At 47.2% G+C, this 15,065-nt stretch carries 12 protein-coding genes; 10 read left to right on the forward strand and 2 right to left on the reverse strand.

Annotation, left to right across the window (positions count from 1 at the left end; genetic code table 11):
• Nucleotides 1–180 precede the first annotated feature (180 nt).
• From VK080_RS09315 to ilvA, 10 genes are all read left to right on the forward strand, one after another.
• The gene (locus tag VK080_RS09315; RefSeq protein WP_324224495.1) at nt 181–1,140 is read left to right on the forward strand and encodes a bile acid:sodium symporter family protein; all 960 of its coding nucleotides are present in this window, start codon (nt 181–183) and stop codon (nt 1,138–1,140) included.
• Nucleotides 1,141–1,408: 268 nt separating this feature from the next.
• Nucleotides 1,409–3,088, forward strand: coding sequence for a dihydroxy-acid dehydratase (gene ilvD / locus VK080_RS09320; protein ID WP_324224496.1), 1,680 nt, complete (start codon nt 1,409–1,411; stop codon nt 3,086–3,088).
• Between the two features lie 686 nt (nt 3,089–3,774).
• The gene (ilvB, locus tag VK080_RS09325; protein WP_324224497.1) at nt 3,775–5,502 is read left to right on the forward strand and encodes a biosynthetic-type acetolactate synthase large subunit; all 1,728 of its coding nucleotides are present in this window, start codon (nt 3,775–3,777) and stop codon (nt 5,500–5,502) included.
• A complete protein-coding gene (ilvN, locus tag VK080_RS09330; RefSeq protein ID WP_324224498.1) occupies nt 5,499–6,017 on the forward strand; it encodes an acetolactate synthase small subunit in 519 nt (172 codons plus the stop codon). The genes ilvB and ilvN overlap by 4 nt, the downstream gene beginning before the upstream one ends.
• A gap of 24 nt (nt 6,018–6,041) precedes the next feature.
• The gene (ilvC, locus tag VK080_RS09335) at nt 6,042–7,088 is read left to right on the forward strand and encodes a ketol-acid reductoisomerase (protein WP_324224499.1); all 1,047 of its coding nucleotides are present in this window, start codon (nt 6,042–6,044) and stop codon (nt 7,086–7,088) included.
• Entirely contained in the window at nt 7,075–8,619 is a 1,545-nt protein-coding gene (locus VK080_RS09340) for a 2-isopropylmalate synthase (protein ID WP_324224500.1), read from the forward strand. The genes ilvC and VK080_RS09340 overlap by 14 nt, the downstream gene beginning before the upstream one ends.
• A gap of 221 nt (nt 8,620–8,840) precedes the next feature.
• Entirely contained in the window at nt 8,841–9,947 is a 1,107-nt protein-coding gene (gene leuB, locus VK080_RS09345; protein ID WP_324224501.1) for a 3-isopropylmalate dehydrogenase, read from the forward strand.
• 18 nt (nt 9,948–9,965) lie between these two features.
• Nucleotides 9,966–11,378, forward strand: a complete 1,413-nt coding sequence (gene leuC, locus VK080_RS09350; RefSeq protein ID WP_324224502.1) for a 3-isopropylmalate dehydratase large subunit — start codon at nt 9,966–9,968, stop codon at nt 11,376–11,378.
• A gap of 57 nt (nt 11,379–11,435) precedes the next feature.
• A complete protein-coding gene (leuD, locus tag VK080_RS09355; RefSeq protein WP_324224503.1) occupies nt 11,436–12,020 on the forward strand; it encodes a 3-isopropylmalate dehydratase small subunit in 585 nt (194 codons plus the stop codon).
• Nucleotides 12,021–12,108: 88 nt separating this feature from the next.
• Entirely contained in the window at nt 12,109–13,041 is a 933-nt protein-coding gene (gene ilvA / locus VK080_RS09360) for a threonine ammonia-lyase (RefSeq protein ID WP_324224524.1), read from the forward strand.
• Between the two features lie 342 nt (nt 13,042–13,383).
• Here the strand turns inward: ilvA and VK080_RS09365 are convergent, their stop codons facing one another.
• Nucleotides 13,384–13,851, reverse strand: coding sequence for a hypothetical protein (locus VK080_RS09365; protein ID WP_324224504.1), 468 nt, complete (start codon nt 13,849–13,851; stop codon nt 13,384–13,386).
• A 320-nt stretch (nt 13,852–14,171) separates the two neighbouring features.
• On the reverse strand, nt 14,172–15,059 hold the full coding sequence (locus VK080_RS09370; protein WP_324224505.1) for a LysR family transcriptional regulator: 888 nt from the start codon (nt 15,057–15,059) through the stop codon (nt 14,172–14,174).
• Nucleotides 15,060–15,065 lie beyond the last annotated feature (6 nt).

Below are 15,065 nucleotides of genomic sequence, written 5' to 3' on the forward strand. Positions count from 1 at the left end.
CCATCCCCTTGTGTAAAAATTTATAATCCATCATAGAATATTTTTGCATTAAAAGCAAGCCCAAAATTTGATTTTTTGCATATTATTATAATCTTTTAAAAATTACGCTTCCCTTGTCTGAATCATTGTGGTAAAGTATTAAATTATCTGAAAAGTTAATTCAATTTAGGAGGGGAAACCATGAAAACATTGGAGAAAGTGAGTAATTTTGCTGGCAATACGTTTGCCGTCTGGGTAATTCTGTTTGGTATGTTAAGTTTAATGTTTCCGGGAGGTTTTGCGTGGATTGCGCCCCATGTATCTATCCTCCTCGGCATTATTATGTTTGGTATGGGACTGACACTGACGCTGGATGATTTTAAAGGGGTGCTCAAGGCACCGGTAAGTGTTCTGGTTGCTGTGGCGGCGCAATATATCATTATGCCGCTGGTGGCGTTTGGCCTTGCTGTTATGTTTCAGCTGCCCGCGGAGGTTGCGGCCGGTGTCATTTTGGTCGGTTGCTGCCCGGGTGGTACGGCATCAAATGTTATGACATTTTTGGCCAAGGGAAATACAGCGCTGTCTGTGTCGGTGACAGCAGTATCGACCATTCTGGCGCCGATTTTGACCCCCTCTCTGACTTTGCTTTTTGCCAGTCAGTGGCTGCCAGTATCTGCGGCGGACATGTTTATATCGATTGTGCAAATTGTGCTGATCCCAATTGTATTGGGTATTGTCATCCGTTTATTGTTCAGCAGACAAGTTGATAAAAGTCTCAAAGCACTGCCACTGGTCTCCGTTATTGGTATTGTGGCTGTAGCGGCTGCCGTTGTTGCGGTTAACCGTGAGGATATCCTTACAACCGGATTGCTGATCTTTACAGTCGTCATTTTGCATAACGTACTTGGTCTTGCGATTGGCTACTTGATCGGGAAATTGTTCAAGTTTGATTTTGCCGACCAAAAAGCCGTATCAATTGAGGTCGGTATGCAGAATTCTGGTCTTGGATCGACTTTGGCGCTTGCCCACTTTTCGCCGATTGCCGCTGTCCCGAGTGCCTTGTTCAGTGTCTGGCACAATATTTCCGGTCCAGTTTTGGCAACATGGTGGGGCAAAAGAAGTGAATCGTCAGTTGATGATGCGCACCATAAAGCAGGCTGACCTGTTAAAAACGGCTGCATTCCAGCGGTGAGTTAAACTCGTGCGAGAATGCGAGAAACTCGAGCGGGAACAGCGCCAACTCGTGCGGGAATGCCAGAAACTCGTGCGGGAATGCCAGAAACTTGGGAGGGAACAGCACCAGTTCGTGCGAGAATAACATCAATTCGAGCAGCGCGGTACAACATCGATAACCTAAATTTAATTAAAACATTGAATTATTTAAAAATAAAGCATATAATAACCCGAAAAAAGAAAGGTGGAATACGGAGTGGAAAAAGATTTACGTATAAAAAGCCACGTCTTCAGTGATGATACAATGCGGGCACCGAATCGGGCGATGCTGCGTGCGGTCGGTTTAACCGACGAAAATTTTCAAAAACCGATGATCGGTATTGCCAGTACATGGAGTGAGGTAACACCATGTAATATCCATATCGATGACTTGGCTGTCAGCGCCAAAAAAGGAGCTCGGGAAGCTGGTGCGACACCGCTCATTTTCAATACGATTACCGTATCGGACGGAATTTCGATGGGGACGCAAGGGATGCGCTATTCGCTGCCGAGCCGTGATCTGATTGCCGATTCGATTGAAACGGTGGTGGGGGCGGAAAGTCTGGATGGGTTTGTTGCGATCGGTGCCTGTGATAAAAACATTCCCGGTTGCATGATTGCAATTGCCAACGCCGATGTGCCGGCGGTATTCGTCTATGGTGGTACAATTGCGCCGGGATCACATAACGGTAAAGACATTGACATCGTGTCTGTTTTTGAAGGTGTCGGCAAACATAACAATGGCGACATTGATGATCAGGAACTGAAGAATATTGAGTGTAAAGCATGTCCGGGTGCCGGTGCATGCGGCGGCATGTACACCGCCAACACCATGGCATCAGCGGTTGAAGCAATGGGCATGAGCCTGCCGGGCAGCTCATCAAACCCTGCCGAATCTGAGGAAAAAGCGGCGGATTGTGCTGCTGCTGGTGAAGCGGTGTACAAGCTGCTGGAAAAAGGCATTTACCCGAAAGACATTATGACAAAAAAGGCGTTTGAGAATGCGATGACCGTGGTTATGGTACTTGGCGGTTCGACAAATGCCATCTTGCATCTCCTGGGAATGGCACATGCTGTCGGGACGGATGTCACGATTGACGATTTTAACCGGATTCAGAAAAAAGTTCCGCATTTAGCCGACCTCAAACCGAGCGGGCAATATGTCATGCAGGATCTGCACAAAGCCGGTGGTGTGCAGGCAGTCATGAAGCTGCTTTATGAAGCTGGCTATCTGCATGGCGACTGTCTGACTGTTACCGGTAAAACAGTGGCGGAAAACCTGGCTGAAGCACCATCCCTGGCCGAAGATCAAAACGTGATTGCCCCGCTTGATAAACCGAAACGCGCGGATGGTCCGCTGATTGTTCTGAAAGGCAACATGGCACCAAGAGGGGCAGTTGCGAAAGTATCCGGTGTCAAAGTAAAACGCCACACTGGCCCTGCCCGTGTTTTCAATACCGAACAGGAAGCAACTGAAGCAATCCGGCAAAACAAAATTCAGGAAGGCGATGTTGTCGTGATCCGTTACGTCGGACCAAAAGGCGGACCCGGCATGCCTGAAATGTTATCCGTCTCGAGTTTGCTGGTTGGAAAAGGTCTGGGTGAAAAAGTTGCGCTGCTGACAGATGGCCGTTTTTCAGGCGGCACACATGGGCTCGTCGTCGGGCATATTGCTCCTGAGGCACAGGCCGGTGGACCGATCGCATTTTTGGAGGAAGGTGATCAGGTCACGATTGATTCTGAGAAAAAAGACATAACAGCTGATGTGTCCGAGGAGGAATTTAAGCGGCGTAAACAGAATTGGTCAGCACCACCACTTTATAAAAAAGGTGTTCTGGGCAAATATGCGCATAATGTGTCATGCGCCTCAAAAGGTGCCGTGACGGATTTTCAGTAATGGGACAAGGGGTCTGACCCTTTGTCCCACCAACCCTTTGTCCCACCCCGGGTCAAGCTTCCCCGGGGTTATTTTTCGCCCAAATTATTTTGTAACAAAATTGAAATATTTCAGTATGATCCGCGAGACGGCGTCATTGTAAGCGTATACAATTATTTTGACTTATCAAAACCGTCTAAAAAATTTAAAAAAGCTGTTGACCGTTTGGAAAAATCGTTATATGATTATCGGCAATATTAACTTTTGACTTTTCAAAGTCAGCGAATAATCGAATGAATTTAATAGTCTCAACACGATGACGAGAAAAAAGGAACATGCCGATGCATTCACAGAGATCCGGGGTTGCTGGAAGCCCGGAAGTGCATATTGTTCCGACATCTTCTCTGAGTGCCTTGCTGAACGGTAACTCCAATTAGGCTTGGCCAGGTGCAGGCTCATGTACCTGTTATCAAATCAGCTGAAAAGTTGTCAGCTGGCAAGATAGTATTTGTGAAGATGCTATGAAACTGGGTGGTACCGTGGAAAGAAGACTCTTTTCTCCCCAATCATTCTGCAAGCAACAATGCAGTTTTGTGCGGGCGGAAAAGGGTCTTTTTTAATCATTGCGTTAAAAACTTTGGCAGCCCCTTTCAGCAGGGAAAAGCTTTAAGTTTTTAAAAACAAAATACTAAAGGAGGCGACGTGCAGTGAATGTTAAAGCTGAGCAGGAATTGAAACAAAACGAAAAAAAGGTGACCGGGGCTGATTTACTGATTCAGGCTTTGACAGCTGCCGATGTGGACACCGTATTCGGTTATCCGGGCGGAGCGGTACTGCCGATTTATGATGCCTTGTACCGCAGTGATGCACCGTTTGAGCATGTACTGACACGCCACGAGCAGGGAGCAGTCCATGCAGCAGAAGGTTATGCACGGGTAACCGGAAAACCCGGGGTGGTCCTTTCAACATCAGGACCCGGGGCAACAAATCTGATCACCGGTATTACTGATGCCATGATGGATTCCCTGCCGCTGGTTGTGTTTACCGGCCAGGTAGCCAGTAATGTCATTGGAACGGATGCCTTTCAGGAGTCAGATGTGATGGGAATTACGACACCTATTACGAAATACAATTATCAGGTCCGGGATCTCACGGAGCTGCCTCGGGTCATCAAAGAAGCTTTTCATATCGCGTCGACAGGACGTCAGGGGCCGGTTGTTGTCGATATCCCAAAAGATATCTCATCAGGGGTATCAGATGTCAGTATTGCGCAGGACGGAGACTGCCACCTCCCTGGCTATCAGCCGAACAAGAAACCGAATCCGCTGCAAATCGTTAAACTGGCAGAAGCGATCAGCCGCTCACAGAAACCGTTGATTCTTGCCGGTGCGGGTGTCGTTTTTGCAGAAGCTTCAGATGTGTTAACAGCATTTGCGGAAAAACACGAGCTCCCGGTTGTCAATACCCTGCTTGGTTTGGGAGGTTTTCCAGGAACACATGAACTGTCGCTCGGCATGGGCGGGATGCACGGCAACTATGCAGCTAACATGGGGATTTATGATTGTGATTTGCTCATCAACATCGGGGCACGGTTTGATGACCGGCTGACCGGCAATCTGAAACATTTTGCTCCAAACGCCAAAGTAGCTCATGTCGATATTGATCCGGCCGAAATCGGCAAAAACGTTGAAACGGCAATACCGGTTGTGGCTGATGCCAAGGAAGCACTTGAGGCATTGATGGAAACAGCGATAACGGCCAGCGATCATGATGAATGGCTCGATACATTGCGCCGGAAGCAGTCGGATTACCCATACTGGTATGACCGATCGGAAGCCTTAATCTCACCGCAATGGCTGACCGAGCAGGTTTACAAGGTGTCGGATGGCGAGGCGATTGTGACGACAGACGTCGGGCAACACCAGATGTGGGCGGCTCAATATTATCCATTTGCCAAACCGAATCGTTGGGTGACATCAGGCGGACTTGGAACAATGGGATTCGGATTCCCGGCCGCAGTCGGCGCACAATTGGGAGCACCGGATGAACTGGTTGTTGCAGTTGTCGGTGATGGCGGCTTCCAGATGACGGCACAGGAACTGTCGGTCATTCAAGAAAGGCAGCTTCCGGTCAAAGTGGTGATCATCAATAACCAATCGCTCGGCATGGTACGGCAATGGCAGGAAACATTTTATGACAAACGATATTCCGAATCGATTTTTCCGGGAAATCCTGATTTTGTCAAAATGGCTGAATGCTATGGCATCCGCGGCATGAAGGCGGAAACTGAATTGGAAGTGACCGAGGTTTTGGAAGAAGCTTTTGCCTATGATGGCCCGGTTGTGATTGACTGTCACGTCATCCAGGAGGAATGCGTCTACCCGATGATTGCCCCCGGAAAAGGGCTTCACGAAATGATAGGGGTGACACGATGAGACGGATTATCACAGCCGATGTACAGGATCAGAGCGGTGTCCTGAACCGAATTACCGGCATGCTCCATAAACGGCAATTCAATATCGAAAGCATCTCTGTCGGTAAATCAGAACGGGACGGCATATCAAAAATGACATTCGTTGTGGAAATTAGCGATGATCAGAAGCTGGAACAGTTGACGAAACAACTGAATAAGCAAATTGATGTTTTGAAAGTGAAAGATATAACTGATAAGGCGATTGTGGCACGAGAACTCGCATTGATCAAAGTTGGCGGAAGCGGCCAGCAGCGTGCCGAAATCCAGGGGGTGATCAACCCATTCCGGGCATCCGTGATTGATGTCAGCAGGGATAGTCTGACAATCCAGGTGACGGGCAAACCGGATAAAGTCGAAGCATTGATTGCCCTGCTCAGGCCTTATGGCATCAAAGAATTGGCACGAACAGGCATGACAGCGTTTTTGAGAGGGTATCAGCCTCAGGAAATTACTGAAATCAATTCACATTTGGTTTAAAAATCTATTTGGAGGATGATAAACATGACAAAAGTACTTTACGAAAAGGATATCCAAAAAGAAGTATTGCAGTCGAAAAAAATTGCGGTTGTCGGTTATGGCTCACAGGGGCATGCCCATGCCCTCAATCTCCGGGACAGTGGCTATGAAGTTGTCGTCGGCCTGAGACCGGGTAAATCGCAGCAAAAAGCGCAAGACGACGGATTTGAGGTAGTGTCGGTAGCTGAAGCCGTCAAACAGTCGGATGTTGTGATGGTGCTTCTGCCGGATGAACTTCAGACAAAAGTTTATGAGGACAGCATCAAACCGAATCTGGAAGCCGGCAATGCGATTGCATTTGCCCATGGATTCAATGTCCATTTTTCCCAGATTGTCCCGCCGAGTGACGTCGATGTATTTATGGTGGCACCTAAAGGCCCAGGGCATCTGGTACGTCGTACGTTTGAAGATGGCGGCGGGGTACCATCATTATACGCGGTCTTTCAGGATGTCACCGGCAACGCCAAGGAACTGGCCTTAGCTTATTCACAGGGGATCGGTTCAGCTAGAGCTGGCGTTCTGGAAACGAGCTTTCAGGAAGAAACGGAAACCGATTTGTTCGGTGAGCAGGCTGTCTTATGCGGTGGATTGACCAGCCTTGTAAAAGCCGGATTCGAAACATTGACAGACGCCGGATATCAGCCGGAAGTTGCTTACTTTGAATGTCTGCATGAAATGAAACTGATTGTTGATTTGATGTATGAAGGCGGCATCGAAAATGTGCGCTACTCGATTTCCGATACAGCTCAGTGGGGTGACTTTGTATCCGGCAAGCGCGTTATCAATGACGAAACAAAAGAACGGATGCAAGACATTCTGCGTGAGGTTCAATCAGGTGAATTTGCCAAAGGATGGATCCTGGAAAACCAGGCAAACCGGCCGCAATTCAATGCGATCAATACAAGGGAAAATAACCATCAGATTGAACAAGTTGGAAGGGAGCTCCGCGAGTTAATGCCTTTTGTCAAGCAGCCACTGCAAGCAGACAAAAAAGACAAACAAAAGGATGTGACGGCACATGCCACAAATTAAAATTTTCGATACAACGCTGAGGGACGGTGAGCAATCACCCGGTGTCAACTTGAACAAACAGGAAAAACTGGAAATCGCCAAGCAGCTGGAACGCTGGGGCGTGGACCGGATGGAAGCAGGATTCCCTGCTTCCTCCAAGGGTGACTTTGAGGCAGTGAAAGAAATTGCAAAAACCATCAAAAACACGTCTGTCACAGGGCTGGCAAGGACCGTCAAGTCAGATATCGATACAGCGTGGGAGGCCCTTAAATACGCTGAAGAACCGCGGCTGCATCTGTTTTTGGCAACATCGCCGATTCACATGACCTATAAATTAAAACAGACACCGGAACAGGTGATGGAGAACGCCGTCAGCATGGTCCGTTATGCACGGGAGAAATTTCCGCAAGTCGAGTGGTCGGCAGAAGACGCGTCCCGATCAGACTTGACCTTTTTGACCCAGATCATTGAGAAAGTGATTGACGCAGGGGCAACAGTCATCAATCTGCCGGACACAGTCGGCTACACAACCCCGGCTGAATATGGTGCCATGTTCCGTTACATTCGGGAGAACGTTCCGAATATCGATCAGGTTGAGCTTTCCTGCCACTGCCATAATGATTTGGGATTGGCCGTTGCCAACTCGATCGCTGCTGTGGAAAATGGTGTGACTCAAGTGGAAGGCACAATCAACGGCATCGGAGAGCGTGCCGGCAACGCATCACTCGAGGAGGTGGCCGTCGCATTGCGCGTCCGCTCAGACTATTATCCGTACAACACCGGACTGAAATTGGATGAGACGAAACGCACGAGCGACTTGATTGCAAAATTGACCGGCATGTATGTGCAGGCGAATAAGGCGGTTGTCGGCCGTAACGCCTTCCAGCATGAAGCAGGGATTCATCAGGATGGCGTCTTAAAAAATAAAGAAACCTATGAAATTATGACACCTGAAATGGTAGGGGTCAAAGCCAATACCTTGTTCCTGGGAAAACACTCCGGACGACATGCTTTCAAGGACCGGGTAAGCGAGCTTGGTGTTGACCTTTCGGATGAGAAGTTGAAAGAGGCATTCGGGATGTTCAAACAGCTGACAGACCGTAAAAAAGAAGTGACGGATGATGATCTTTATACGATTTTGATGGAGATTCAGACCGACACGTCTGCGGTTAACAAATATCAGCTGGAAATGTTCCAGGTGCAGTACGGGACGTCGAATATCCCGACAGCAACAGTCTCCTTGACAACACCGGATGGTAAGACTGTTCAGACAGCCTGCACGGGTCAGGGAAGCGTTGAGGCATTATACAAAACATTGGACACATTGATTAAAGAAGAACTGCAATTAACCGACTATCAGCTTAATTCTGTCGGCCGTGGCAAGGATGCGCTCGCTGAATCCCACGTCCAGCTGATTGTCAATGACGAAACAATGAATGGAAGAGGTACCGCACAGGATGTTCTGCAAGCTTCGGTCAATGCATTTTTAAATGCCGTTAACCGCTATATTGTGCATCAGTATACGTCAAAAGAAGAACAGGTGGTTAAATAAGGTTATCAAATTAAACATGGTATGAAGGATGTCCCGGACTTGATTGAAGTGGAGACGCGAGCCTGCGGAAAACGCCGTGCGAAAACATCCACTGAATAGGCTGCAAGTTGCGAGGGGGATATGTTTCTTCGGAATAGCTTGCAATGCGGCAAGAACATGCGTCTGGAACTAAAATTAACCATAAAGGTAATCTGAGTCATTAAATAAAGGAGGGGGCGTGAATGAATAAGCACATTATTTTGCTTCCGGGTGATGGTATTGGGAAAGAAATCATGGAATCGGCAAAACAAATCCTGAATGCTGTTGCAGGTGAATTTGGTCATCACTTTACGCTGCACGAGCACTTAATCGGCGGTGCGGCCATCGATCAGAATAATACACCGTTGCCGGAAGCCACCATTGAGGCATGTCAGGAGGCGGATGCCATTTTACTCGGTGCTGTTGGCGGTGAAAAATGGGACGGTTTGCCTGCTGAGAAGCAGCCTGAAAAAGGCTTGCTGGGAATCCGCAAAGAACTTGGGTTGTTCGCTAATTTGCGTCCGATCAAAGGATTTCCTTCATTGCTTTATGCTTCCCCACTGAAAGAGCATATCATTGATGGCAGTGATATTTTAATCATCCGTGAACTGACGGGCGGGCTCTACTTTGGCCAACCGAGCGAACGGCAGGAGAACGGGGATGCTGTTGTCGATACGCTGTATTATCACCGGGATGAAATGGAGAGGATTATTGATAAGGCGTTTCAGAGTGCCCGACTGCGGCATAACCACCTGACATCTGTTGATAAAGCGAATGTTCTGGAGTCAAGCCGGATGTGGCGTGAGATTGTCAGCGAAAAAAGCAGCGAATATCCTGACGTTGTGGTTGAACACGAGTTGGTTGATGCCGCGGCCATGAAACTGATCACACAGCCTGATCAATTTGATGTCATGGTCACGGAGAATATGTTTGGCGATATTTTAAGTGATGAGGCATCCGTTCTGACAGGTTCACTCGGTATGCTGCCATCTGCAAGCGTCCGGTCTGATGGTGTTGGCTTGTATGAACCGGTACACGGCTCTGCACCCGACATTGCCGGGCAGGGAATCGCCAACCCGTTAGGTACAATTCTCTCGGTTACATTAATGCTGCGTCACTCATTCCAGATGGAAACAGAAGCAGCAGCCGTTGAACGTGCGGTTCGTGAAAGTCTGGAGCAAGGCTATTATACGGCTGATCTTGATATAAAACACGGCCGGCCCGTTAGTACGGAGGAAATGACGACGGCTGTTCTGGATAATTTGTCGGTCAAAAGTGTTTCGGACAGTATCTGTAATATGTATGTCTAAATCAATGGAGGTGACGAAATGGGGAAGCCGGAGACGATTGTTGAAAAGATTTGGAAACAACATTTAGTGCATAGTGAAGCGGATAAACCGGATCTGATGTATATTGATTTGCATCTGGTGCATGAAGTAACGTCCCCGCAGGCGTTTGAAGGTCTTCGCCTGAATAATCGAAAGGTAAGAAGGCCGGATTTGACGTTTGCAACGATGGATCATAACGTCCCAACGAAAAATCGGGATGTCATTGCGGATGAGATTTCCAAAAAGCAAATGGAAACACTGAGAAAAAACTGTAAAGACTTTGGCATTACGCTGGCCGATATGTTTCATCCCGATCAGGGTATTGTCCACGTGATTGGCCCACAGCTTGGACTGACACAGCCGGGCAAAACGATTGTGTGCGGTGACAGTCACACATCCACCCACGGGGCGTTCGGTGCTTTGGCCTTTGGTATCGGAACGAGCGAAGTTGAGCACGTTCTGGCTACCCAGACGATCTGGCAAAAACCACCGAAAACATTGAATGTTCATGTGGAAGGGGACCTTGGAACAGGGGTCACCGCCAAGGATTTAATTTTGGCGATCATTTCCAAATTCGGTGTGCGGTTTGGTACCGGTTATGTGATGGAATATACGGGTGACGCGATCCGGAATCTGTCAATGGAAGGCCGGATGACCGTATGTAATATGTCAATTGAAGCCGGTGCGAGAGCCGGATTGATCAGTCCGGATGAAACGACAGTCGAATTTCTGCGAGGTAAGCCGCATGTACCACAGGGCGACGCATTTGACGCGAAAGCTCGCGAATGGCTGGCTCTGGCAACGGATGAAGGGGCCGAATACGATGATACGGTTACGATCAAGGCTGAAGAAATCGAACCGCAAGTCTCTTGGGGCACAAACCCTGGCATGTGTGTACCGGTCAGTGGCAGCACGCCGGTCGTGAATGAATCCCAAAATCCGGATGACGTAGCACGTGCCCTCGATTATATGGGGCTTGAAGAAAATCAGCCAATCCAGTCGGTTGACATTGATCATGTATTTATCGGGTCCTGCACAAACTCGCGCATTACCGACTTGCGCAAAGCGGCCAGGATTGTTGAAGGGCACCGGGTCAATGAGAATGTCAGGGCGATTGTAGTTCCGGGATCATTTGGTACTAAGGAACAGGCGGAACAAGAAGGCCTGGATAAGATTTTTAAAAAAGCTGGTTTTGAATGGCGTGATGCCGGGTGCAGCATGTGTCTGGCGATGAATGATGATGTGGTTCCGCCGGGCGGTCGCTGTGCATCGACGTCCAACCGGAATTTTGAAGGCAGACAGGGCAATGGTGCACGCACACATTTAGTCAGCCCGGAAATGGCAGCGGCTGCGGCCATTGAAGGTCATTTTGTCGATGTCAGGCAATTTGCTGCAAACGTCTATTCAGCATAGCCGTTTGTCAAAACATTATCGATTTAAGATTGATGATACAGCTGGGAGGTGTCGATTATGGAAGCGATTCGGAAACATGAGGGAGTAGCTGTCCCGTTAAACAGGACGAATGTCGATACAGATCAGATCATCCCGAAGCAATTTTTGAAGCGGATTGAACGGACCGGGTTTGGCCAGTTCCTTTTCTATAACTGGCGTTTTGATGAGAACGGAAACCAGCGTGATGAATTTGTCCTGAATCAGCCGGCTTACCAGGCGGGGTCAATCCTTCTGGCAGGTGAGAACTTTGGCTGTGGTTCATCGAGGGAGCATGCGCCATGGTCGCTTCTGGATTATGGATTCCGAGCGATTATTGCCCCCAGTTTTGCGGATATTTTTTATAACAATGCGATGAAAAACGGAATTATTCCTGCCCCAATAGACGAGGAACAGGTGCAACAGTGGATGAAGCAGGCGGAAGCGACGGAATTAGTGTTAACGATTGATTTGGAAAAACAGATTATTCGTGATCAGGAGCAGGAAGTCTATTTCGATATTCCGGCCTATCACAAGGAAAACCTGTTGCACGGGCTGGATGATATCGCCCTCACACTGCAGCATGAAGAGAAAATTACCGCATTTGAGAGTGCCGGTCAGGCATAGTGAAAAACGACAATATCATTAATTAAAGGAGCGTGAAGGTGTTGGGAATTCGCTAACTGGTGACCTCATTGCCGAAGCACGAAATCGTCTGGCAACAGTGGCTCACCGGACACCAATTGTAAGATCAGCGACAACGGATTCACTGGTCGGTAAACATGTTTATTTTAAAATGGAAAATCAGCAGAAAACAGGCTCATTTAAGTTCAGGGGCGCCAGTTTTAAATTGATGCAGCTGTCAAAAGAACAGCTGAAGAAAGGTGTGATTGCCGCATCAGCCGGCAATCATGCACAAGGGGTGGCCAATGCTGCCGCGAAACTGGATGTCCAGGCAACTATTTTTATGCCGGAAAAGACCCCGAAAGCCAAGGTCGATGCAACACGGGCTTATGGTGCAGAAGTTGTCTTGATCGGGGAATCGTTTCAGGAAGCGTATGAAGCCTCGATGAAACGGCAAATGCGGACAGGAGCGGAATATATCCACCCATTTGACGATTATGATGTCATGGCCGGGCAGGGCACGATTGCGATGGAAGTGATGCAGCAGGAAGACCGGATTGATACGTTTCTGGTGCCTGTCGGGGGCGGTGGGCTGATCAGCGGGATAGCCGCTGCCGTCAAGCATATAAATCCGCATATTAAGGTGATTGGCGTCCAGTCGGCCGGCGCGTCAGCTATGTATCAAAGTTACTATCATAAGCGGGTAAAGTCGCTTGACCGTGTCTCAACGATTGCAGAAGGGATTGCGGTCAAGCAGCCTGGAGAACGGACGTTGCCGCTGATCAATCAATATGTTGATGATATTGTTACGGTCACCGATGAACAGATTGCGTCCGCAATCATTTATATGCTCGAACGGAACAAGACGCTGCTTGAAGGTGCCGGAGCTGCTGCACTCGCTGCATTGTTTGCACATGACATCAACACACAGCACTGTGCCACAATTGTCAGCGGCGGCAATCTCGACATCAGTACACTGCCGATGATCCAGCGGCTTGCGAAAAAACTGCATCAATCAGCGTAAATCCTTTTGGAATCAATAACCTGCACAGACGTTTGTGCAGGTTATTGTATGAAGTAACGTTTAAAATCTATTGCTATAGCGTTTTCACCTCAATCAGCAGCGAATATCGGGTGGACTACAGCGATTCTTTTTCATTCTACAACGTTTTTTAGTTATCCGCAGCGCGAATTGGGGATATTTAACAATTATTCTTTCTGTGGATGATTTTTTTTGCAGCGCCATTTCTGTTATGTCGCTGCCTTAAACGTTTCTGACTTCTTCTAACGTCACAGGAAAACGATATGATGGATAACAATTCCAGATTGCGCCGAGTTCATCTCAATTAAGATGTTTGTAAATCGTCTATAGAATCACATGTAGAGCGATAAGGAAAAATAACGTTACCCCCAGCCGGATATGTATCATGCGTTTCCTGGCAGTGGATCGAAGAAGCCGCATCCAGCCGCTGATGACCATTGCTAACAGCACGGCACCTGCCAACAGACCACACAACAGTTTTATGTTCTGAAGACTGAAGCCAAACTGATTGACTACCAGTACAGCATGAATCATGATCAGGATGAGAGTTGTCGTTCCGATCCAACGGTGATATGGTACGATTTTTTTGGACAGGCTGGCAAGTTTTATTTTTGTCTCTCGGTTTGGTGTGTTGCGGATGGTTGAAAACACCGCATGCCGGGTCCAATTGAACAGAAACAAAAACAGCCCCAGCGCGCCGAACAGTATGTGCACGGGCATGCCGCCGCGTTCAGCGATTTGCCACAGTCCTAATCCCAGCAGGAGCAGATTGAAGTAAAACCATTTGTTCATAGTATCCTCCGATTGATATTGCGCGAATTTTGGCAGATTGATTATATCATATCGATTAAAGTGAAGGATGTGGTAATGATCACAATCCATCTGCTCAAAACCGGAACTCTACGAAGTGGAAGAACAGTTGGTGTCTGAGAACGTAACCCTTATTTCCACGATCATTTTCCAAATAAGATATCCACTAATATAGTTGTTATAAAAGTGATATGACAAAATAAAAATTTTTCAATTTGATGCCCTTTTTGTCGTTTCTTTCGATTATATTTCTGAAACACCTAGTTTGATATTTGGCTTTTCATGAAAGGTCGTATCACCACTTATAAGAGTTTATCGGCAAGAAATCTTCTAAAAACTTCTGTTGCTTGATCCAACTCCTGACCTTTAACAAAAATCAGCTCAAAATTTCGTTGGATTGATGGTATCCCATCGACGGGTACAGTTTTCAATTCTCCTTTTTGTAGTTCCTCTTTGACGGCAAATCGTGGAAGAAAAGATATGCCTAAATTTTTCTTCACCATTTGTTTCGCGCCTTCAATACTATCTATCTCCATAATGATGTTAGGATGAATGTTGGCTTTCTTGACGGCATTGTTGATCAGCATCCAGTCAATTGTCTCCCGTTTGAACAATATTAAGGGTAAGCTTGCAAGTTCTTGAATATTTACATACTGATAAGCGTTCAGTGGATGATGTTGATGGAAAACTAAAACGACATTATCTTCTTCTAGTGGTATGGTTTCTATTCGAGGATGAGAAATAGATCGAACAATCCCGATTAAGACGTCATTATTCAAAACCATATTCAATACCTGGTTTGAATGACCGGCATGAACAACGAGTTTTATATTAGGATAACGCTGGTTAAACTCGCTGACGATTCTAGGAAGAAAATGTTCGGTGCCCGAAAACACAACCGAAATATGAACTTCTCCTTCCACTAATGTACTATTCGTATTCTTAATGGCCACTTTGCCTTTGTGCAGATTATCCAACATATTTTGGGCATAGGGAAGAAACGTTTTTCCTTCCTCACTCAAATAAATGCTTTGACTTGTTCTTTCAAACAATGTACTGTTCAATTCCTTTTCAAGCGCTTTTACTTTAGCACTTATTGACGGCTGGGACGTGTAGAGAAGTTCAGCTGCTTTGCTAAAGCTTCCTGTGAAAGAAATGTAAACAAAGGCTTCAATCTGTTCCAAATTCATAGAATC

It is taken from the genome of Lentibacillus sp. (genome assembly GCF_035301925.1).
Lineage (GTDB): Bacteria > Bacillota > Bacilli > Bacillales > Amphibacillaceae > Lentibacillus.

What these genes read in the sequence shown, in the direction of transcription:
- leuB (WP_324224501.1), top strand. Translation starts at nt 8,841, where the DNA reads ATGAATAAGCACATTATTTTGCTTCCGGGTGATGGTATTGGGAAAGAA.
- ilvN (WP_324224498.1), top strand. Translation starts at nt 5,499, where the DNA reads ATGAGACGGATTATCACAGCCGATGTACAGGATCAGAGCGGTGTCCTG.
- VK080_RS09315 (WP_324224495.1), top strand. Translation starts at nt 181, where the DNA reads ATGAAAACATTGGAGAAAGTGAGTAATTTTGCTGGCAATACGTTTGCC.
- VK080_RS09340 (WP_324224500.1), top strand. Translation starts at nt 7,075, where the DNA reads ATGCCACAAATTAAAATTTTCGATACAACGCTGAGGGACGGTGAGCAA.
- VK080_RS09365 (WP_324224504.1), bottom strand. Translation starts at nt 13,851, where the DNA reads ATGAACAAATGGTTTTACTTCAATCTGCTCCTGCTGGGATTAGGACTG.
- ilvC (WP_324224499.1), top strand. Translation starts at nt 6,042, where the DNA reads ATGACAAAAGTACTTTACGAAAAGGATATCCAAAAAGAAGTATTGCAG.
- VK080_RS09370 (WP_324224505.1), bottom strand. Translation starts at nt 15,059, where the DNA reads ATGAATTTGGAACAGATTGAAGCCTTTGTTTACATTTCTTTCACAGGA.
- leuC (WP_324224502.1), top strand. Translation starts at nt 9,966, where the DNA reads ATGGGGAAGCCGGAGACGATTGTTGAAAAGATTTGGAAACAACATTTA.
- leuD (WP_324224503.1), top strand. Translation starts at nt 11,436, where the DNA reads ATGGAAGCGATTCGGAAACATGAGGGAGTAGCTGTCCCGTTAAACAGG.